Source organism: Plantactinospora sp. CA-290183, from assembly GCF_050936375.1.
Taxonomy (GTDB): domain Bacteria; phylum Actinomycetota; class Actinomycetes; order Mycobacteriales; family Micromonosporaceae; genus Plantactinospora.
The window spans coordinates 606,853-627,650 of the sequence record NZ_JBNJMX010000002.1 but is presented as its reverse complement, the minus strand read 5'-3'; the positions used below and the strand labels follow the sequence as shown (position 1 = coordinate 627,650).

At 73.7% G+C, this 20,798-nt stretch carries 15 protein-coding genes; 5 read left to right on the top strand and 10 right to left on the bottom strand.

Annotated elements, in window-relative coordinates; all coding sequences use genetic code 11:
- Positions 1-40 precede the first annotated feature (40 nt).
- From ACQEUR_RS07725 to ACQEUR_RS07710, 4 genes are all read right to left on the bottom strand, one after another.
- Positions 41-559 carry a nucleoside deaminase gene (locus ACQEUR_RS07725; RefSeq protein ID WP_433027500.1) on the bottom strand — a complete coding sequence of 173 codons (519 nt, stop codon included), beginning with the start codon at positions 557-559 and terminating at the stop codon, positions 41-43.
- A 94-nt stretch (positions 560-653) separates the two neighbouring features.
- Entirely contained in the window at positions 654-1,190 is a 537-nt protein-coding gene (locus ACQEUR_RS07720) for a tRNA adenosine deaminase-associated protein (protein ID WP_433027497.1), read from the bottom strand.
- Positions 1,191-1,346: 156 nt separating this feature from the next.
- Positions 1,347-1,514, bottom strand: coding sequence for a hypothetical protein (locus tag ACQEUR_RS07715; protein ID WP_433027494.1), 168 nt, complete (start codon positions 1,512-1,514; stop codon positions 1,347-1,349).
- Positions 1,515-1,645: 131 nt separating this feature from the next.
- Complete coding sequence (locus tag ACQEUR_RS07710; protein WP_433027491.1) at positions 1,646-2,065, bottom strand: hypothetical protein; 420 nt, start codon at positions 2,063-2,065, stop codon at positions 1,646-1,648.
- A 144-nt stretch (positions 2,066-2,209) separates the two neighbouring features.
- On the opposite strand from ACQEUR_RS07710, the gene ACQEUR_RS07705 reads away from it, so the two are divergent.
- Both ACQEUR_RS07705 and ACQEUR_RS07700 read left to right on the top strand, forming a co-directional pair.
- On the top strand, positions 2,210-2,989 hold the full coding sequence (locus ACQEUR_RS07705; protein ID WP_433027488.1) for a M23 family metallopeptidase: 780 nt from the start codon (positions 2,210-2,212) through the stop codon (positions 2,987-2,989).
- Between the two features lie 27 nt (positions 2,990-3,016).
- Entirely contained in the window at positions 3,017-4,045 is a 1,029-nt protein-coding gene (locus ACQEUR_RS07700; RefSeq protein WP_433027485.1) for a prephenate dehydrogenase/arogenate dehydrogenase family protein, read from the top strand.
- Here the strand turns inward: ACQEUR_RS07700 and mtnA are convergent.
- Complete coding sequence (mtnA, locus tag ACQEUR_RS07695) at positions 4,014-5,021, bottom strand: S-methyl-5-thioribose-1-phosphate isomerase (protein ID WP_433027482.1); 1,008 nt, start codon at positions 5,019-5,021, stop codon at positions 4,014-4,016. The two genes, ACQEUR_RS07700 and mtnA, sit on opposite strands and share 32 nt — an antisense overlap.
- Before the next feature lie 124 nt (positions 5,022-5,145).
- On the opposite strand from mtnA, the gene ACQEUR_RS07690 reads away from it, so the two are divergent.
- Complete coding sequence (locus ACQEUR_RS07690; protein WP_433027479.1) at positions 5,146-6,219, top strand: PHP domain-containing protein; 1,074 nt, start codon at positions 5,146-5,148, stop codon at positions 6,217-6,219.
- 74 nt (positions 6,220-6,293) lie between these two features.
- On the opposite strand, the gene ACQEUR_RS07685 is transcribed toward ACQEUR_RS07690, so the two are convergent.
- Positions 6,294-7,292, bottom strand: coding sequence for a DMT family transporter (locus ACQEUR_RS07685; RefSeq protein WP_433027476.1), 999 nt, complete (start codon positions 7,290-7,292; stop codon positions 6,294-6,296).
- A 109-nt stretch (positions 7,293-7,401) separates the two neighbouring features.
- Between ACQEUR_RS07685 and ACQEUR_RS07680 the strand changes: the two genes are divergently transcribed.
- Both ACQEUR_RS07680 and murD read left to right on the top strand, forming a co-directional pair.
- Entirely contained in the window at positions 7,402-9,072 is a 1,671-nt protein-coding gene (locus ACQEUR_RS07680; RefSeq protein ID WP_433027474.1) for a DUF885 domain-containing protein, read from the top strand.
- A 184-nt stretch (positions 9,073-9,256) separates the two neighbouring features.
- Positions 9,257-10,669, top strand: coding sequence for a UDP-N-acetylmuramoyl-L-alanine--D-glutamate ligase (gene murD / locus ACQEUR_RS07675; protein WP_433027471.1), 1,413 nt, complete (start codon positions 9,257-9,259; stop codon positions 10,667-10,669).
- A 155-nt stretch (positions 10,670-10,824) separates the two neighbouring features.
- Here murD and ACQEUR_RS07670 read toward each other — a convergent pair whose 3' ends face one another.
- The 4 genes from ACQEUR_RS07670 to ACQEUR_RS07655 form a co-directional block, all read right to left on the bottom strand.
- A complete protein-coding gene (locus tag ACQEUR_RS07670) occupies positions 10,825-12,816 on the bottom strand; it encodes a cell wall-binding repeat-containing protein (protein WP_433027468.1) in 1,992 nt (663 codons plus the stop codon).
- A 236-nt stretch (positions 12,817-13,052) separates the two neighbouring features.
- Positions 13,053-15,074, bottom strand: a complete 2,022-nt coding sequence (locus ACQEUR_RS07665) for a cell wall-binding repeat-containing protein (protein ID WP_433027466.1) — start codon at positions 15,072-15,074, stop codon at positions 13,053-13,055.
- A 194-nt stretch (positions 15,075-15,268) separates the two neighbouring features.
- Complete coding sequence (locus tag ACQEUR_RS07660; protein WP_433027464.1) at positions 15,269-16,270, bottom strand: hypothetical protein; 1,002 nt, start codon at positions 16,268-16,270, stop codon at positions 15,269-15,271.
- Between the two features lie 138 nt (positions 16,271-16,408).
- The gene (locus ACQEUR_RS07655; protein ID WP_433027462.1) at positions 16,409-20,758 is read right to left on the bottom strand and encodes an ExeM/NucH family extracellular endonuclease; all 4,350 of its coding nucleotides are present in this window, start codon (positions 20,756-20,758) and stop codon (positions 16,409-16,411) included.
- Positions 20,759-20,798 lie beyond the last annotated feature (40 nt).

The following is a 20,798-nucleotide window of genomic DNA, read 5'->3' as shown; positions in this document are numbered from 1 at the left end:
GCGATCTTGGGGGCGGCGGGCGGGGCGGCGGTGGGGCGGGTCAGCGGAAGAAGGTGCGGAGGAGGACGGCGCACTCGGGTTCCAGGACGCCGCCGTAGACCTCGGGGCGGTGGTTGAGGCGCCGGTCCCGTACGACGTCCCAGAGCGAGCCGACCGCACCGGTCTTCGGCTCCCAGGCACCGAAGACGAGCGTGGCGACCCGGGCCAGCACCAGCGCCCCGGCACACATCGTGCACGGTTCGAGGGTCACGACCAGGGTGCAGCCGGTCAGCCGCCAGGCACCGACGGTCGCGGCCGCCCGGCGCAGGGCCAGGATCTCGGCGTGCGCGGTCGGATCCCCCGTACGTTCGCGCTCGTTGCGGCCGCTGCCGAGTTCGGTCCCGTCCGGCCCGTAGACCACCGCACCCACCGGAACGTCCTCGGCCATCAGCAGTCCGGCCCGGTCGACCGCCGGGACGGCCCCGGGTGCGCCCGCCGAGCTGCCCACCGCACCCGGCGCGGCGATCTCCAGCGCCCGCCGCATCCAGGCCTCGTGCCGCTGCCGGGACGTGGGCGTCATCGGCGTCGCCGGTCCGGTCCACCGTCGCCGGACAGCGGCTCGGCGCAACGCTGGAGCAGGTCGGTCCGGGGCGGCGGCGCACCGTACGGTCCGGTCACGCCTCGCGGAGTTCCTCGACCTCGTTGCCACAGCCGATCGCCTGGCAGACCTCGGCCGTGACGTCCGCCGGCATCATCCCCTCGTGCGTGCAGAGCGCGAGCAGCCGCTGGGCCGGAACGCCGAGATCGGCCAGGAGATCGGCGTCGCCGACCGGATCCGCGTCGGGGTCCGCCGCCGGCTGGTCGGGGTCGTCGTCCGCGCCCGCCACGGCCTCACCCTCCACCGGCTCGACGACGTCGTCGATCTCCAGTCCCGGCACCTTGATGTCCCCCACCAGCAGTGCGCCGAGCCGGGACTCCTCGGCGAAGGCCGAGTCCGAGCCGAAGATGCGCAGGTCCTCACCCTCGTCCAGCCGCATGATGGCCAGGTAGGCGTCGTCGGACTCCACGAAGAGCAACGAGATCTCGGCGTCCGGCTCGACGTCGCGGAGCAGGTCCGCCACCTCGTCGAGGTCGCCGGCACCATTCAGGTCGAGCTCCGCCGCGGTCCAGTCGGACTCACGGCGCACCACCGCCGCAGCAAAGTACGACACGGTCCCCCCAATTGCCTGCGGCAGCGCAGCCGCACATCACAGCCGATCCTCCGTTACGCGTGACGGTATCCGGTCACCTGTGCGGGAGCCCAGGCAACGCCCCGAAGGAGGGTGTGGAATCGGACGCGAGTTGCCGACGGTCAGCCTGCCGGCCGTTCAGCCGGCCAGCCGGCGTCGAGTCGCGATCAGCTCGCGGAGCCGGTCGACGCGGGCACGGCGGGGGTTCTCGCGCTCCCGTACTGACTTCGCCCCGGCAAGCTCGGCGAGGAGCTGCAACCGGCGGCGGCTGCGGTCGGGGTCGAGCCGATGCTCAGTCCAGGCCATACCGCCGAGGGTGCCGAGTCCCGCGCGGTTCGTCAAGGCCGGTCGCGGTGCGCAGCCACCGCTTGACCGAACGCTACCGCAGAGCGGACACCGCCGGCGCAACGTCTCAGCGGCGCGCGGTGGTGGCCCGGCTACCAGAGCGGCCAGTCACCGGTGGAGAACCAGCGAACGGCGAGCGCAGCGGCCGCCACGGCCCAGCCGAAGGCACTGACCACCGCGATGCCGACGGCCACCCCACGGTCGCCAAACCAGGTCAACGCCAGCGCCACCAGCCAGGCCACCGCCCCGGCGACGATCGTCCACAGGAGGTAGCCCCGCAGGTCGCTGCCGAGGAAACCGAAGGCCAGCAGCCAGATCGCCGCCGACGTGCCGCCGGCGAGCGCGCCGGCCGGCCGGGCGGGATGCGGTTCGCGGTAGGTCGGGTGCGGCGACGGCGGGGCGGCCGGGAAGAGCCCCGACGGGCTCTGCGGGCCGGGCTGCCACTGCCAGCCGGGCTGGGCCGCTCCGGGCTGGGACGCTCCGGGCTGAGGCCGGAACGCTGGCTGCGTCATGACCCCGCTCCTTCCACCACGATCCCCGCCCCGCAGCCTACCCGGACCGCCCGCGGGCCAGGGTCGACGGCGGGGCGAGCACCCGGTGGCGCCGGGCGAGGTTCCGGGCCAGCGGGCGACAGGGCGGTCTGGGAGTATGGCCGGATGCCATGGGGAGGAACAGCAGCGCCCGGCCGGGCAGCCCGGGACCGGGCGTACCCGGTCGCCCTCCTGCTCGTGACGGCGCTCGCCGCCGGATGCGCCGACACCCGCACCCCCGGCCCGACCTTCGAGCAGCCGGAGCTGGCGGCACCCAGCTCGCCGGGGACCGCGTCGCCGTCCGCCACCGGGACGCCGAGCCCGAGCGCCAGGCCCACCCTGACCCCCTCGCGGAGGCCGAACACCAGCTCGCCCGGGGCCCCCAGGGCCGCACTCCGGTACGTCTTCCCGGTGCAGACCGGCAACGTCGACTACCACCCGACGCACTCGGCCTATCCCGGTACGGACCTCTTCGCCAACTGCGGCTCCCCGGTCGTCGCCGTCACGGCGGGCCGGATCCTCGAGGTGAGCCGGGTCGACCGCTACAGCAGGTCCGGGCCACAGGGGCCCAACAACGGCGGCAAGTCGGTGTCGCTGCTCGGCGACGACGGGGTGCGCTACTACGGCTCCCACCTGAGCACCGTGAACGCCGGCATCGACGCGGGCGTGCGGGTCCGGGCCGGTCAGCAGGTCGGCACGCTGGGCAGGACCGGCAACGCCAACAACGTCTGCCACCTGCACTTCGGCATCTCACCGCCGTGCCAGCGCACCGGTGACTGGTGGATCCGGCGCGGCGTGGTCTGGCCGGCGACGTTCCTGGACGCGTGGCGCAAGAAGCGCAACACCTCGCCGGCCGCCAAGGTCAGGCAGTGGCACGCCGACAGGGGCTGTCCGAAGGCGCCGTAGCCGCGTCGGTGTGCGAGAGTTCCGGACGTGGACGTCGCGGTGATCGGGCTCGGTCTCATCGGCGGGTCGCTGCTGCGCGCGCTCGCCTCCGCCGGCCACCAGGTGCTCGGCTACGACGCCGACCCGGCGACCCGGGCCACCGCCCGCACGGCCGCCGCCCGGGCGCCGGTCGGCGAGCGGTGGCAGATCGCCGGGACGGTACGCGACGTCGTGGCCCGCGCCGAACTGGTGGTGATCGCCGTACCGCTGCCGGCGGTGGCCGGGGTACTCGACGCGCTGGCCGACACCGGTTACACCGGACTGGTCACCGACGTCACCTCGGTCAAGGGGCCGGTACGGGAGCTGGTCGACCGGCACCTGCACGGCCGGTACGACGGCTCCGGTGGGCAGCACACCCGGCTCGCCGGCTTCGTCGGCGGGCATCCGATGGCCGGTCGGGAGACCTCCGGTTTCGGCGCCGCGGATCCCACCCTGTTCACCGGTTGCGCGTGGGTGCTCTGCCTCGAACCCGAGGTCACCTCGATCGGCGACTGGCTGGAGCTGGCCGCCCTGTTCACCGGCCTGGGCGCCCGGGTGGTGCCGGCCGTCGCCGCCGAACACGACCGGGCGGTGGCCGCGGTGAGCCATGTACCGCATCTGCTGGCCGCCGCGACGGTCGCGGTCACCGCCGACGACCCGCTGGCCGGCACGCTGGCCGCGGGGTCGTTCCGGGACGGTACCCGGGTCGCGGCGACCCGGGCGGAGCTGATCGCCGCGATGTGCGGCGGCAACGCCGCGGCGCTCGGTCCGGCGCTGGACGCGGTGCTGGACGCGCTGGGTCAGGCCCGGGTCGCGCTCACCGAGGACGACCCGATCGACGCGCTGCGGGGGTGGCTCGGCCCGCCCTCGGCGGCGCGCCGGGCCTGGCCGCCCCGGCCGGGCGCCCCGGTGGAGCTGCCGGTCCGCCCGGACGCGCTGCTGCGGCTGGGCCGGACCGGCGGCTGGGTGACCGGCGTGGCCGCGGACCGGCGTACGGTCACCTCGGTCACACCCGTTCCCCCCGATCCAGCCGGATGACCCGTCGCTCGGTGACGATGGCGGTGACCAGCTCGTGTGGCGTCACGTCGAAGGCCGGGTTCACCGCCCCGACCGCCGGGTCGGCCCCGTCGGCGGCCGGGGGCTGGTCGGCCCCGACCGCCGGGAGGCGGTAGCCGAGTACCTCGTCGGCGCCCCGGTCCTCGATCTCGACCTGCGCACCGCCCGGGGTTTCCAGATCCACTGTGGACTCGGGCGCGACCACCACGAACGGGATGCCGGCCCGCCGGGCCCCGAGGGCGTGCGCGTAACTGCCGATCTTGTTGACCACGTCGCCGTTGGCGCAGATCCGGTCGGCGCCCAGCACGACCGCGTCGACCTCGCCCCGGGCCATCAGGAACGGCCCGGCCCCGTCGACGGCGACCCGGTACGGCACACCGGCCCGGCCCAGCTCCCAGGCGGTCAGCCGGGCTCCCTGGAGCAGCGGACGGGTCTCGCTGGCCACCACCCCGCCGAGCCCGTCCCGCCGGTGCAGCTCCAGCACCGCCCCGAGCGCGGTGCCGCCGACGACAGCGGCCAGCGCTCCGGTGTTGCAGTGGGTGAGCAGCCGGGGGCGCGCCCCGCAGAGTTCGGCCAGCAGGTCCGCCCCGAGGGTGGCCATCGCGGCGGAGGCGGCGATCTCCTCGTCGCGTACCGCGAGCGCCTCGGCCAGCACCGCCGCCGGCCCCTCGGGCAGCCGGGCGGCCGCCCGCCGGGCGCCGCGCGCCAGGTTCACCGCCGTCGGGCGTGCCGTCTCCAGCAGGCGTACGGCCGCCGGAGCGCGCTCCGGGTCGCGCGCGGCGAGCGCCACCCCGAGCGCCCCGGCGACGCCCAGCGCCGGCGCACCCCGTACGGCGAGTCGCTGGATCGCCGCGACCAGCTCCTCGACCGTGTTGAGCCGCAGCACCGTGAGCCGGCCCGGCAGTGCCGTCTGGTCGATGATCTCGATGGCGTCGTCCACCCAGTCGATCGTGCGCATGGTCGGAGGTTACGGTGCCGACGGGCCGGCGGCGAGCCCTGCCGGTCAGCGGCGGCGGCCGGCGGCCGGCGTTCGTCGGCGATCCGGCGCGCGCGAGGGCCGGCCGCGCAACTACGGTGCTGGTATGACCCCCCGCGACCCCCTGGCCGATCTGCGCCGGATCGCCTTCCTGCTGGAGCGCGCGAACGAGGCCAGTTTCCGGGTCCGGGCGTTCCGGTCGGCGGCGACGACCCTCGCCGGGCTGCCCGCGCCGGAGCTGACCGCGCGGGCCGAGGCGGGCACCCTGACCGAGCTGCCCGGGGTCGGCGAGGTGACGGCGCGCTCGGTGACGGAGTCGCTGCGCGGCGAGGAACCGGTCTACCTGCGCCGGTTGGCCGCCACCGAGGGGGTCGACCTGGACGAGTCCACGGCGGCCCTGCGGGACGCGCTGCGGGGCGACTGCCACACCCATTCCGACTGGTCCGACGGGGGCTCGCCGATCGAGGAGATGGCGCTCGCCGCGGTCGAGCTGGGGCACGAGTACGTGGTGCTGACCGACCACTCGCCCCGGCTGAAGGTCGCCCGGGGGCTGACGGCGGCCCGGCTGCGCCGGCAGCTCGACCACGTCGCCGCGATCAACGAGGCGCTGCCGGCCGGTTTCCGCATCCTCACCGGCATCGAGGTGGACATCAACGAGGACGGCTCGCTCGACCAGGACGAGGAACTGCTGGCCCGGCTGGACGTGGTGGTCGGCTCGGTGCACAGCAACCTGCGGGACCCGAAGGCCCGGATGACGCGGCGGATGCTCACCGCCGTGGCCAACCCGCACCTGGACATCCTCGGGCACTGCACCGGCCGGATGGTCGCCGGCCGGCCGCCCGGGGTGACCGGCCCGGGTGACCGGGCGCACCGGGCGCGTACCCGGCCGCCGAGCGAGTTCGACGCCGAGGCGGTCTTCGCGGCCTGCGCGGAGCACGGCAAGGCCGTCGAGATCAACTCGCGTCCGGAGCGGCAGGACCCGCCGAAGCGGCTGATCCGGCTGGCGGTGGAGACCGGCTGCCTCTTCGCGATCGACACCGACGCGCACGCGCCGGGGCAGCTCGACTGGCAGCGGTTCGGTTGCGAGCGGGCGGCCCGGTGCGCCGTACCGGCCGACCGGGTGGTCAACACCTGGCCGGCCGGGCAGCTGCTGGACTGGGCGGCGTCGCACGCGGGCTGACCGGGCCGAATCACCCCGGTCAGCCGACCGCGCAGCGGCCCGCCACGACCCTGCGCCCGCCGGGCCGCGTCCGGCTACCGCGCCGGGCGGGCGTACTCCGGGACCGGTGGTGGGCCGGCCGGCCCGGTCGGCGCGTTCGCCGGCCGGCGGCGGCCACCGAACAGGCCCTGCGAGACCGCCACCCCGGCCAGCACGATCACCGCACCCACCGGCTGGTACCAGGCCAGGTGCTCGTCGAGCGCGAGCACCCCGATCACCACCGCGAAGATCGGGATCACGTAGGTCACCGTCGACGCGGTGCTGGCGCCGGCCAGCCGTACGTTCCGCATGTTGATCACGAAGGCCAGCCCGGTGCCGAGCGCGCCGAGCGCCAGCACACTGCCGAGCACCTCGGCCGAGAGCCGGGTCGGCACGGGCGGGGCACCGGCGACCAGCGGCGCGACGACCGCGAGCTGTGCCGTCGCCATCAGCAGCTGCCCGGCGGAGAGCGCCACCCCGGACTCGGGCCGGCCGGCGACGAACCGCTTCTGGTACGGGATCGAGATGCCGTAGCAGGCCGCCGCCGCGAGGCACATGAGTTGGCCCGTCAACTGGGCCCCGCCGACGCCCCGCCACACGCCGAGCACGACCAGCACCCCGACGAAGCCCAGCCCCATCCCGAGCCCCCGCCGCAGCGTCATCCGCTCGGTGCGGAACACCAGCACCGCCAGCGGCAGCACCATCAGTGGGGTGGTGGCGTTCCAGATGCCGGCGAGCATCGAGGAGACCCGCTGCTCGCCGTAGCCGAAGAGGGTGAACGGCACGACCACGCCGACCGCCGAGATCACCGCGAGGTGCAGCCAGAGCACCGGGTCCCGGGGTAGCCGGTCGCGCAGCACGGCCAGCACCACGAGCAGGACGAGGGCGCCGGCCACCACCCGGCCCAGGGTCAGGTAGAGCGGATGCAGTTCGCGGATGCCGACCTTGATGAAGAGGAAGCTCGATCCCCAGATGGCGGCCAGGGCGAGGTAGCCGGGCAACCAGGCGCGGAGCCCGGTGCTGTCAGGAGTGGGAGGGGCAGTCACTCCTGACATCCTGCCCGAGGGGTACGACGATGTCGTGCGACTTTGCCCACCCCGGCGCCGCTCCGGGGGCCGGTCCCACGGGTGAGGTGTTCCGGTCCCATCACGTAGGGTCGGTTCCGTGGGACGAATCAACGAGCTCGCCGACCGTTATGTCGAGGAGTGGGCCCGACTCAACCCGACCGGTGCCACGTACGTGGGCATCGGCGGCCACGACGACCAGCTCGGGGATCTCTCACCCGACGGGTTCGCCGCGCAGGCCGAGCTGACCCGGCGCACGCTCGCCGACCTGGAGCGCACCGAGCCGGACACCGAGGCGGAGCGCACCGCCAGGGAGGCGATGCGGGAACGGCTCGGCCTGGAGCTGGCGCGCTACGACGCCGGCGAGTCGATGAGCGAGCTGAACGTCATCGCCAGCGGACTGCACGAGTTGCGGCAGGTCTTCGACCTGATGCCGGTCGAGGGCGAACAGGCGGTGAGCAACATCGCCGCCCGGCTCAACCAGTTCGCCGGGGCGCTGGAGGCGTACAAGACGACGCTGCGTACCGCCGCCGGCGCCGGGCACGTCAGCTCCCGTACCCAGATCGTCGAGGTCGCCAAGCAGTGCGACACCTGGGCCGACCCGGGCGGCGACGACTTCTTCCACAGCCTGGTCGAACGGCTGTCGGCCGGCGACGCCCTCGCCGCCGACCTGCGCCGGGGAGCCGCCGCCGCGACCGCCGCGACCGCCGGCTTCGGCCGCTTCCTCCGGGACGAGCTGGCCCCGCGCGGCCGGGCCAAGCAGGCCGCCGGGCGCGAGCGCTACCAACTCGCCTCGCAGTACTTCCTCGGCGCCCGGGTCGACCTCGAGGAGACGTACGCCTGGGGGTTCGAGGAGCTGGCCCGGCTGGAGGCCGAGATGGCCACGGTGGCCGCCCGGATCGCCGGTCCGGGCGCCGGCGTCGACGCGGCCGTGGCGGCGCTGGACGCCGATCCGACCCGTCGGATCCAGGGCAAGGAGGCGTTCCGCGACTGGATGCAGGCGCTGGCCGACAAGGCCATCGCCGAGCTGCACGGCACCCACTTCGACATTCCGGAGCAGGTCCGCCGGATCGAGTGCTGCCTGGCGCCGACCAGCGACGGAGGGATCTACTACACCGGCCCGAGCGAGGACTTCGCCCGCCCCGGCCGGATGTGGTGGGCGGTGCCGCAGGGCGTCACCGACTTCTCCACCTGGCGCGAGGTGACCACCGTCTACCACGAGGGCGTGCCGGGGCACCACCTGCAGGTGGCGCAGACCCAGGTCCGGGCCGAGGTGCTCAACCGCTGGCAGCGGCTGCTCGCCTGGTGCTCCGGTCACGGTGAGGGTTGGGCGTTGTACGCCGAGCGTCTGATGGACGAGCTGGGCTATCTGTCCGACCCGGGCGACAAGCTCGGCATGCTCGACGGGCAGGCGTTCCGGGCCGCCCGGGTGGTGGTCGACATCGGCATGCACCTGGAGCTGGAGGTGCCCCGGGACAACCCGTTCGGCTTCCACCCCGGCGAGCGGTGGACCCCCGAGCTGGGCTGGGAGTTCATGCGGGCGCACTGCCGGGTGCCGGACGAGAACCTGCGCTTCGAGCTGAACCGCTACCTGGGCTGGCCGGGCCAGGCACCGTCCTACAAGGTCGGCGAACGGATCTGGCTCCAGGCCCGCGCCGACGCGCAGGCCCGCAAGGGCGCCGCCTTCGACCTGAAGGCCTTCCACCGCGACGCCCTCAACCTCGGCTCCATCGGCCTGGACCCCCTCCAGTCCGCCCTATCCCGCCTCTAACCCACCCCGCCCCCTTGATCGCGGTGATCAGGGAGTTGTCCGCGCGTGTCGTCGGCGTGTCGTAGGCACCACTGCCTGATCATCGCGATCACGCGGGCGGGGAGGCCGGGCAACCCGGCGAACCCCCGGTCGGCGCCGCACTAGAGTGTGGCGCGTACGACGTTCGCGGGTGGAGGGTCTTCGGGTGCAGCTGACGGATTTGCGCGGTCGCCGCGTCGCGGTCTGGGGCACCGGCCGGGAGGGCGTCGCCGCGGTCACCGCGATCGCCCCGATCGGCCCGGCCGACCTGGTCGCGGTGATGGACCGGGAGACGTACGCGGCGAACCCGTGGACCGGTCGGCTGGCCGAGCTGGCCCCCCTGCACACCGGGACCGCCGCGCTGGAGATGCTGCTCCGGGCCGACGTCGTGGTCCGCTCGCCGGTGATCGGCGAGACCCACCCCTGGGTGGTACGCCTGCGCGAGCGGGGGGTGCCCATCACCAGCGGCACCGCCCTCTGGATGGCCGAGCACGCCGCCGCCACCATCGGGGTGACCGGCAGCAAGGGCAAGAGCACCACGACCAACCTGATCAGCCATCTGCTCGCCGCCGTGGACCGGCCCAACGTGATGGGCGGCAACATCGGCATCCCGGTGCTCGACCTGCCGCCCGCCGACCGGTACGTGCTCGAACTGTCCATGTACCAGTGCGCCGACCTCACCGACTCGCCCCGGGTGGCGGTGCTGACCTCCCTCGCCCCGGAGCATCTGGACTGGGCCGGCGGTGAGGCCGAGTACTACCGCCACAAGCTGAACCTCGTCGAGCACGGGCCGCACTCGGTGGTGTTCAACGCCAACGACGAGCGCCTGCGCGTCGAGCTCGCGGCGCGACCGGGCCTGCCGCTGGCCCCCGCCGGCTCGGCCGGCACGCCGTACCCGCCAGCGGACGGCACGGACGACAGCGCGGCCGGAACCTTCCACGTGGCGGCCGGCCCGGACGGCGCCCGCTGGATACTCCTCGGCGACCAGCCGCTCTTCCCGCGTACCGCGCTGCCCCTGGTGGGCCGGCACAACGAGTGGAACCTCTGCGTCGCCCTCGGTGCGCTCCGGGCGGTCGGGGTGGACTGTGTCGCCGAGCGGGACCGGCTGGCCGCCGCGCTGGGCACGGCGCCCGCGCTGGAGCACCGGCTCACCCCGATCCCGGACCCCTCCGGCATCACCTTCGTCGACGACTCGCTCTCCACGATCCCGCAGTCGGCGATCCACGCGATCGAGGCGTACGCGACGCGCCCGTTGACGGTGATCGTGGGTGGCGAGGACCGGGGCGTCGACTACGCCCCGCTGCGCGACTTCCTCGCCGAACAGCGGATCACGGCCACGCTGATCGGCATCCCGGACAGCGGCCCGCGGATCCTGGACGTGGTCAAGGACCTGGCCACGATCACCACGGTGGCCGCCGAGGACCTGGCCGAGGCGGTACGACTCGGCCGGGAACGTACGCCGGCCGGCGGAGTGGTGCTGCTCTCCCCGGCCGCGCCCAGCTACGGCCGGTTCGACAACTTCGCGCACCGTTCCCGGGTCTTCCGGCAGGCGATCGAGGAGACCGCCGGCCCGGCCTGACCGAGCGGTCCGACCCGTCGTCGGCACCTCGGCTCCGGCCCGCCGCTCCGGCCGGACCTGTCGGACTGGCGGAACGGCGGGCTGGTGGAACGGCGAGGCTGGTGGAACGGCGAGGGGCCGGCTCCCCGGCCGGCCCCTCGTCGTCGGTACCCGCCTCAGCGTGCGAGTCGCTCCCGCGCCGCCTTCATCACGGTCTCGAAGTCCGCCGGCGAACGACGGAGCCCGGTGCTCCCGGCCCCGACCGCCGGCTCCGCCGCACCGGAGCGCGCCGCGGTCTTGCCGGACCCGCCGGCCGACGGGTTCTCGACGTAGTGGTACCCGTTCCAACCGTCGATCCACTTGCCGATGTCGGCCTGGAGCCTCGGGTCCATGACTCCCGGGCTGCCGAAGATCAGCCCCATCTCCACCGAGGCGCTGAACTCGTCGAGCAGGATCGTCGCCCGGTGCCCGAGGGTGGCGCTCTCGCCCGGGGTGAGCATCAGCGGCCCGTCGAGCGTGGCCATCAGCGCACCCCCGGCCAGCGCGTCCGGCCAGTTGGTGCCGGTGGCGAACCCGATCTGCCGCTCTCCGCCGAAGAACCACCAGGCGGTGAGGTACGCCGTGTCGTACCGGTCGTCGCCGACCAGCCACAGTGCGCGGTGCGCCTCGGTCGCGGCGGCCGCGCCGCGACCGATCGCGAACAGGGTGGTCTCGTCCGGCAGCCCGTCCAGGTAGGTCTTCGTCGCCGGGGCCAGCGTGCTGTCCTGGGTGAGGACGACGACCGCGGACTCGCCGCTGCCGGGCCGGTTCTGCGCGCCGGCGGCGGCACCGGCGGCGAGGGCGTCCGGGAAGTCCATCCCGGTGGCGGCGAGGACGGTGTCCGGCGACGGGTCGACCTCGTTCGCGATCGCGATCGAGGTGCTGAACCGGTCCGGTCCGGCCAACCGCTTCACCTCGTAGCCCAGCGAGTTGAGCTGGTTCCGCACCGTCTCGGAGATCGCCCCGGCGCTGCCCAGCAGGTAGACCGTCCGCCCCGGGGAGAGGATCCGCTGGATCTCGATCCGGGTGGTCTCGTCGAGCGTGTCCGGCGGGGTCATCAGCAGCGGGCCCCGCTTCGCGGCGGCGAGCGCGGAACCGCCCAGCGCGTCGGCGAAGGTGTCCGAGCGGGACAGCACAACCGCCTCGGCCGGGAACGGCGCCCCGTCGCCCTCGCTCAGCGACGACCAGTACGACCGGGAGACCGCGGCCGCGGTGGTGAACCGGTTCGCGCCGAAGAGCCGGACCACCCGGTCCTGCTTGAACGGCCGGTACGCCGGCTTCCCGGAGAGGCCGGCCGACAGCGGGTTGGCCGCGTCGGAGCCGTCGGGACGGGCCTGGTAGACCCGACCGCCCTGGCTGAACGCGATGACGAGGCCGTGCGGCGACCAGGCCGGCTCGTCGTGGTGCACCGGGTTCGAGGTGACCTGGACCAGGTCGCCACCGGCGAGGTCGCAGACCCAGACCTGGTCGTACTCGCCGTCGGACCGGATGAACGCCACCCTGGTGCCGTCGGGGGAGAGGGAGGGCTTGCTCGCGTTGGCGGCGATGGTCGTGTACCCGGAGTCCGGCGCCAGGAAGCCGATCTCCGGTGTTCCGGTCGGTTCCCCTCCGGCGTCCTCCTGGCGTTGGACGACGATCCGCTGGCCGCTGCCGGTGTCCGGGTTGAGGTAGTGCCGGCCGTCGTCCGGGCTGATCTGCCGCATCGGGTCGTTCTCGGCGTTGACCGTGAACTCCAGGTGCCACGGCCGGCCCGGCGGCTTGGCCGCCCAGACCACGTTCCCCCCGTCGCCGACCCAGTGCGGGTCGGCCCGTTTGTCCGGCTGAGGGCTCGCGATGGTGAAGATGTCCTCGCCGTTGTCGAACCGCAGGGTGGCGATGACGCCCTGGGCGGTGACGAAGACCGCCCGGCTGCCGTCCGGCGACCAGGCGGCGTCGCTGATGTTCTCCGACGAGGTCACCCGCCGGCCGTCGGCGAACTGGAGGGTCTTTCCGCCGTTGCTCGCGGTCAGCGTCCCGGTCGTGCCGGGGTGGCTGGCGCTCGCCGTACCGACGCTGGTCAGGGTCGCGGCAACGCCGACCGCGAACACCGCGGCGAGCGCCAGCGGCCGACGGAATGCGGGTCGAGGCAAAAGGGGCTCCTTTTGAACAATGGGCGCCGCGCCCCGAGCGCCGGTTATTTCCGGTACGGCGGGAAGCGGCAATTGGACCGGCTGGCGAACATTTCCCGCCGGCACGGCGTACGGAGGGCCCGATCGTCAGACCGGACCCTCCGCGTCGTTCCGTTCACCTGTCGCTCGGCGACCTGTCGTCCCGTGCGACCCGATTGACCCGGCACGGACAGTCGGTTGTCCGGCCGGTCATCGCATTACCGTGTCGCGCGGCCGTTCTCGGCGCGCTCCTGCAGCGCCTCGGCGGCCGCCTTCGCCTCGGCCGGGGTGTTCGGCTTGCTGGAGACGAGCCCGTCCTGCTTCGACTGGCCGCGCATGGCGGCGGTGTTGACACCGTTGCCGCTGAACAGGCTGGTCGGGTTGGGCACGTAGTCGTAGCCGCCCGGACCGCTGATCAAGCGACCGATCGGAGCCTGCTGACCGGTCGCGACGACTCCGGCGCTGCCGAAGATGATCGCGTTGCGCAGCGGACCGCTCTGCGCGTCGAGGTAGTCCGCGAGCTCCAGCACCGGCGTACCGCTGGCGCCGTTGGTCAGCAGCAGCGGGCCGTTCAGCGTCGCCATCAGCGCACCACCGGCGAGCGCGTCCGGCCAGTTGGTACCGGTCGCGACACCGGCGTCGAAGGAGCCGCCGAAGAAGGTGTATGCGGTGAGAAGCGCCGTCTCGTAGCGGTTGGCCCCCACCACCTCTGCCCGGTTGTACCCGTTCAGTGCGGTGTAGGCCGTGCGGCCGATGCCGAAGAGGTTGTACTCGTTCTGCACCCGGTCGATGTAGGTCCTCGTCGACGCCGGCAGCTTCTCGTTGTTGGTCAGTACGACCACCGCCGACAGGCCGCTCCCCGGCGGGTTGTACGACCCGGCGGCGGCACCGGCCGCGAGCGCGTCCGGGAAGTCCATCCCGGTCGCGACGAGCACCAGGTCGGGGTTCGGGTTGATCTCGTCGGCGATCGCGACCGAGGTGCTGAACCGGTCGGAGCCGGCGAGCCGCTTCACGTTGTAGCCCAACGCCTTGACCTGGTCCTCGACCGTCGCGGAGATGGCACCCGGGCTGCCGAGCAGGTAGACGGTCTTGCCGGGCGCGAGGATCCGCTGGATCTCGGCCTGGGCCGTCGGGTCGAGCGTGGTCGGCTGGGTCAGTAGCAGCGGACCCTGCTTGGCGGCGGCCAGCCCCGCACCGCCGAGCGCGTCGGCGAAGGTGTCCGACCGGGACAGCACGACCGACTCGGCGGGCTGCCGGCCGTCGGTGGTGCCGTCGGTCGCCCAGTAGGACTGGGAGACCACGGCCGGCGTGGCGAACCGGTTCGGACCGGAGAGCCGGACCACCTTGTTCCGCTCGCGCGGCTGGTACGCCGGCACGCCCGTCAGCCCCGACACGGTGGTCACGGTGCCGCCGGCGGCCGGGATGGTCGCCACTGCGGTGCCCTGGCTGAACGCGATGGTTCCGCCGTCGGTGGAGAAGGTGGGGTGGTCCCGCTCGGCCGCGGCGGTGGTGAGCCGGGTGAGGCCGCTGCCGTCCCGGTTGGCGATCAGGATGTGCCGCTGGCTGCCGGTGCCCCGGACGAAGGCCACCCTGGAGCCGTCGGGCGAGATGGTCGGGTTGGCCCCGTCCTCGATGATGGTCCGCCACCCGGCCGCGTCCCAGAGCCCGATGTCGGCCCGGCCGGACGGCTGGCCGGCGCCGTTGTCCGGCTGGACCTGGTAGACGAGCGTGCCGTCCTGCGCGGTGTCCGGGTGCTGGTAGTGCAGGCCGTCGTCGTCCGGAGAGAGGGGCTCCGGCTCGCCCACGCCGGAGGCGGCCTTGAACTCCAGGTGCCACCGGTCGCTGCCCCACTTGGCCGCCGAGATCACGCCGGCGCCCGTGCCGTAGTAGCTCGGCGACCGGCGCTGGAGCCCGACCTGGTCGTCGGCCATGTACCAGACGTTGTTGCCGTCGTTGTGTCGCACCGTGTAGAGCTCGTCGAGCCCGCCGACGAAGAGGGCACGGCTGCCGTCCGGGGCCCAGCTCGCCTCCTCGATGTTCTCGAAGGAGGTGAGGGTGCCACCGCCGGTGAACCCGATGGTGTCGCTGCCGTCGCTGGCGCTCAGCACGCCACTGGTGCCGCCCGGGCTGGCGGACGCCACACCGCCCGTGCCGGCCAGCGCGGTGGCGCCGAGCGCGAAGACCGTGGCCAGTGCCAGTGAGCGGTGCAGCAACGGCCGAGGGGTAATACGTGGAGGCAAGGGAACTCCTCGCTACAAGATTGCGCCGCACTGCCCAGATGTGGGCCGGCTTGGCCCCCCGTGGGGCGGCGCGGTAGGAACTTTAAGGGTTCTTTTATTGATTCCGCTGCCCCATTTCGCCATGCGGTGGTAACACCATCCGTTAGGTCAGCCCATGACTGTCCGGTCCGGCAGGTTCGATGGTGATCTTCGGCTCAGTCGAGCTCGTGGTACAGATTCCGCATCGAACGGACAGCGGAGCGTATTTCCTGCAGGTATTGGTCGGTGTTGGGCCGGGGCGCGGCCGCCGGCTGGGGCGACTGGGCCGGATCCAGCCCTATTGTGGCCAGTTCACAGCCGTAACCGAGGCCGAGCGTGCGAATCGCGTCACAGTGCTGGAACGGCACGTAGAGCTGCGAGGTCAGCACCAGCACCCGGTCCCCGGCCGCCGGCGCCACCTGACCGGCCCAGAAGTGGTACGTGTCGGAGGTGTGCGCCCGCCGGCTGGCCGGCTCGGTCGACGGCGCGGCGAGCACCCGGACCACCGGGCCGGCGGGGGGTCGGTAGACGGAGACCGACCAGGAGTGGTGGTCGACGGCGCCGGGCGAGCGGCGGCGCAGCTCCGGTGCGGCGGATCCGAAGGCGGTCCGGACTCCGAGGTCCATCGCGTCCACCTCGTACCCCAGCTCCGGGCCGGCGTCCATGGTCGAGTCCGCGGTGGAGTCCAGCCGCGCCGTCTCGGCCGGCCGCAGTGGACGGAAGCTGCCGAGCGCGGCGACCTCGCCGACCTCCACGGCGCCGGTACGGATCAGCTGGGCGGCGTAGGCGGTCCGGCGCAGGCAGGAGAGGGCGAGGCCGCCCAGCACCAGCAGATGGTCGTACCGCCGGGCGGGGGCGGGTCGGGGTTCGACGAGGCCGAGCGCGCCGGCCGCCGCCCGGACCAGGTCGACGACGTCGGGCGGAAAGCCGGTCTCGGCCACCTCGTCCCGCTCGACGGCCCCGTGCCGGCGCCGGAAGTCCCAGTGGTCTGCGGAGAAGTCGTCGAGCCAGGCCAGCAGCCCGGCGGTGTCGAGCCGGTCGGGGAACCCGCCGCCGAAGGCCGCCACCAGGTCCCGTACCGGCCGGGAGCGGGCCCACCGGGTCACCCCGGCGGCGAGGTCCGGTCGGGAGGTGGCTGCCGCGCCGCTCGGTAGCGGCACCGGTTCGTAACGGGCCACGCTCGTCCTCTCTCTCCCCGCCGCTGGGACGCGGGCGGCGCCGGACCGACCGACGGCCCGGCCCGGCACCGCGACCGGGCCCGGACGCGAACCGGGTCCGCGACCGGGGCGGTCGCGGACCCGGAACTCAGCCGTCGGTCACAGCCTGGCACACTGCCCGGTCGCCGGACCCCGGACCGTGTTGGCCCGGCCGTCGTTCCCCGGTGCCGGGCTGTTCGCCAGGCAGGAGAGCGGGCCCCGGACGGTGTTCGCCGCGACCAGCACCGGCCGGCCACCGGTGTTGCCGAGCAGCGTCACCGGCCCGGAGGCGGTGACGCTGTCCACCCGGACGCCGCCGGTGCCCAGGCCGATCGAGACCGGGCCGGCGATCCGGCCCTTCTCCACCAGCACCGGACCGGTCGCACCGACCACCGTCACCGGGCCGGAGACGGTGGTGCCGCTCAGGGTGAGCGCCCCGGACCGGGTGGCGGTGACCGGACCGGCGATGCTACCGCCGGTGGTGAGCAGCGACGCGCCGGGCATTACGGTCACCGGCCCGGAAACGGTCGCGTTCTCCAGGCAGGTCAGTCCGGAGAAGACGGTCAGCGGCCGGGCGTGCCGACCGGTGATCGTCGTGTCGCAGTCCGGGCCCTCCGGCTCGCCCTGGCCGATCGTGGAGCGCGGCTGCGGGTCGGCGGTCACCGGGGAGTTCTCGGCGAGGTAGTCGACCAGCATGGTCAGGTCGTTGTCGCCGGTGGTGGCCCGGTCGGTGCCCTCGCCGAGGGTGGCGAAGTTGTCGCCGCCGGAGGCCAGGAACGAGTTGACCGTGACCCGGTACGACCCGGCCGGGTCGACCGGGGTGCCGTTCAGCTTCATCGAGGTGATCCGGGAGCCTCGCGGCGCCGCCGGGTCGTACGTATAGCTGAAGCCCTTCGAGACGCCGAGCCAGAGCACCGGCCGGGACGCCCCCTCGGGCTGCCACTGCTCCTCCAGCACCTGCTTGATCTGCGCGCCGGTGTACGTCTTGGTCACCACGTCGTTGGCGAACGGCTGCACCGCGAACGCCTCCCCGTAGGTCACCACCCCGTCCGGGGCGTACAGCAGGTCGGCCCGGAGCCCGCCCGGGTTCATGAACGCGATCTGCGCCCCGCCCCGGCCCGGGTCGGCGGTGCCGGCGAGCTGTACGTCGGCGACGAAGTTGCCGAGTACCGACTCCGCGCCCCGGTCCTCGTTGCCCGCCTCGTTGTACGCCCGCCGGATGTCCGCGGTGATCGAGCCCAGCGGCTGCTTGCCCAGTTCCTCGGCCCGGACCTTGGCGTCGGCGACGATCTGCGCCACCGCCGGGTCCTGCGGCGCGCCGACCACGTCGACCAGGCTCGCCTCGGCGGCGGTCACCTCGCCGGAGGCCGGGTCGAAGGTCAGGTTCACCCTGCCCAGCCGCTTGCCGTAGTCCTCGGCCTGCACCACCGGCCGCAGCCGGTCGGTGCCGGGCACCGGCACCTCGAACGCGTACGGCTGGTGGGTGTGACCGCTGAGGATCACGTCAATCGTCGCGGCGGCCCGGGTGAACTTCCCGAAGACCGGGTCGTTCGCCAGCTCCTCGGCCGAGTCGATGTTCTCGGTCGCCGCCCCCTCGTGGGCGAGCAGCACCACCACGTCGGCCTCGCCGTTGGCCGGGTCGCCGTCCTTCAACTGGCCGGCGACGGTGTTCGCCTCGGCCACCGGCTCCTTGAAGGTGATCCCGGCGATGCCGTCCGGGCTGACCAGCGACCCGGTCTGCTCGGTCACCACGCCGACGAAGCCGACCCGGACGCCGCCGAGGGTGCTGACCGCGTACGCCGGCAGTGCCCGCTCGGCACCCCGGTAGACGTTCGCGCCCAGCAGCGGGAAGTCGGCCCGGTCGGTGACCCGGCCGGTCAGGTCCGCGATGCCCTTGTCGAACTCGTGGTTGCCGACCGCCGAGGCGGCCAGCCCCATCTGGTTGAGGGCGTCGATCGTCGGGTTGTCCGCGTCGATGGCCGAGATGAACGTGGAGGCGCCGATGTTGTCGCCGCCGGAGACGAAGGCGGTGTTCGGCTGCTCCGCCCGCAACTGGTTGACCAGGCCGGCGACCTGGGCCGCCCCGCCGACCGGGCGGCCGTCCGGCGCGTTGCCGGGCGACTCCAACCGGCCGTGGAAGTCGTTGACGCTCAGCAGTTGCAGCTCGACCGGGCCGGCCGCGCCGGTGGCCAGGCCCACCACGATCGGGTTGTGGTCACTGGCCCGGTACGGGTCGGCGGCGTAGAGCGCCGGGTGGCCGTCGTACTGGAAGGCGTACGACTCGTGCGAGTTGATCTGCCACACATCGACGCCGGTGACCCGGTCGGCCAGCGACGGCGAGGCGACCGCGTGGTCCAGCGATCCCGACTCGCCGCCGAAGACGTAGCTGGCCTCGCCGCTGTCGTTGAGGTTGACGTAGTCGGCGTCGTAGAGGACCTGCATCGGGTCCTCGTGGGTGTAGGCGTTGAAGTCGCCGAGCAGCAGCACGTCGTCGCTGCCGCTCGCGGTCTTCAGCGTCTCGACGAAGGCGGCCAGCGAGCGCGCCTGCCGGACCCGGTCGCCGTTGAACGCGCCCTGCCCGTCGCCGCTGTCGGCGTTGTCGCCGGTCGCCGCGTCCGAGCTGCTCTTCGACTTCAGGTGGTTGGCCACGACGGTGAAGGTGACCGAGCCGGCGGTGAAGCTCTGCGCGATCGGCTCCCGGGCGTTGGACCAGACCGTCTCGTCGTTGAGCGACCGCGGGTCACCCTTCGGGGTGACCGCGCCGGGCTTGAAGATGATCGCCGTGGTGATGAAGTCCTGCTGCGCGGCCGGCGGCAGGTCGGCCGGGGTACGCACGTAGTCCCAGGTGCCCGCCCCGTCGGCGGTGTTCAGCGCCGCGACCAGCCGCTTCAGCGCCTGCTGCGGGTCGGCGGGGTTGAACCGGACCGAGTTCTCGATCTCCTCCAGCGCGACCACGTCGGCGCCGAGCGCGCTGATCGCCGAGACGATCTTCGCCTCCTGCTTCGCGAGGCCGGCCTCGTCCTCGGCACCCCGGGCGTCGCCGCCGAAGTGGACGAAGTAGTTCAGCACGTTGAAGCTGGCCAGCCGCAGGTCGCCGCCGACGTTCTCCGGGGCGGGGGTACGCGGGTTGGTCGGCTTGAAGGTGGTCCGGCCGGCCGGCGGGGTCTCCGCGCTGACCGGCGTGCTCGGCTGGAACCGCCACTCGTTGAAGCCGTACGACAGCACCGTGGGACCGAACGCCTCGACCTGGTCGCCGACCCGCAGCGGGTTCGCCTTCGACAGGTACGGCGGCAGCAGGCCGGCGTCGGCCAGGTTGGTGGTCCGGCCGTCGTCGAGCAGCACCCGGGCCAGCTTGTTCGCGGCGGCCGCCGCGCGGGCGGCGTCGGAGCCGGGCCGGGCGATGTCGGTGGGGATGACCGCGGCGCGGTCACCGGCGGCGAGCACGACCTCGCCGTACCGGTTGGTGTTGTAGACCTCGGAGACCGTGTACGCCCCGACCGGGGCGACCAGCATGGACTCGACCGACTCGCGGCCGGCCGGGTCCAGCGGCAGGTCGAGCGCGACCGGCGACGGCACCGCCACGCCCTGCGCGCAGACCTGTACGTCGGCGCGGGCCGCGATGCTGAGCTGGGTGAGCCCGTTGTACTCGCTCGCGGTGCCGCTGACCCGCACCCGGTCGCCGACCGCCACGCTCGGGTGGTTGGCGGTGTTGGTGGTCAGGTAGACGAAGATCCCGTCGGAGGCGGCGCCGGCGGCCGGCTCGCGCCCGCCGCTGCCGGCGGTCTGCAGGTAGATCCCGTTGTAGCCGCCGCTGCGGTGGTCGGCGGTGACGACGCCCTCGACGGTGACCCGGGTGCCGGCCAGCGGGGTGGCGTCACCGGTGCCCTGCACCTGCGCGATGGTGTGGTCCACCGGCACGTCGCAGCCGACCGGTTCCGGGTCGGGGTCCGGGGCGCCGGCGTTGCGGACGCCGAAGGTGTTCGGCGCCGCCGCCCGCCACTGCCCGTCGACGCGCTGCACGGAGTGGCCCGCCGGGGTGTCGCCGGCCTCGGCCACGCCGATGTCGGTGGCGGCCTGCCCGGCGGCGGGGCCGCCGACCGCGGTGAGCCCACCCTCGTAGCTGAGGAACTCGGCGACCTCGCCGTCGGGCGCGACCAGCGCCACCGCGTCGGGGGAACCGTTCTGGATCCCGTCGGCCGGGTACGTCGCGACGACCACGCCGGCCGCCGGAACCACGCCGCTCAGCGTCCTCGTGTGGTACGCCGCGCCGCCGTTTCCGTTGTAGAGGACCAGTTGCCAACCGGTCAGGTCGAAGCCGGCCGGGGCCTCGACCTCCACCGCCTCGCCGGTGTCGGTGCCGACGTTGTCGTAGTGGATCTCGCTGAGAAATGGCGTAGCCGCGGGTTCCGCCGCGTACGCCGCGACACCGTTGGTCAGGCCGAGCGCACCACTGGTGAGAAGTACGCCCAAGGTCCTGAGGGCGCGTCCGCGTCTGTTCCGGCGCATGAAG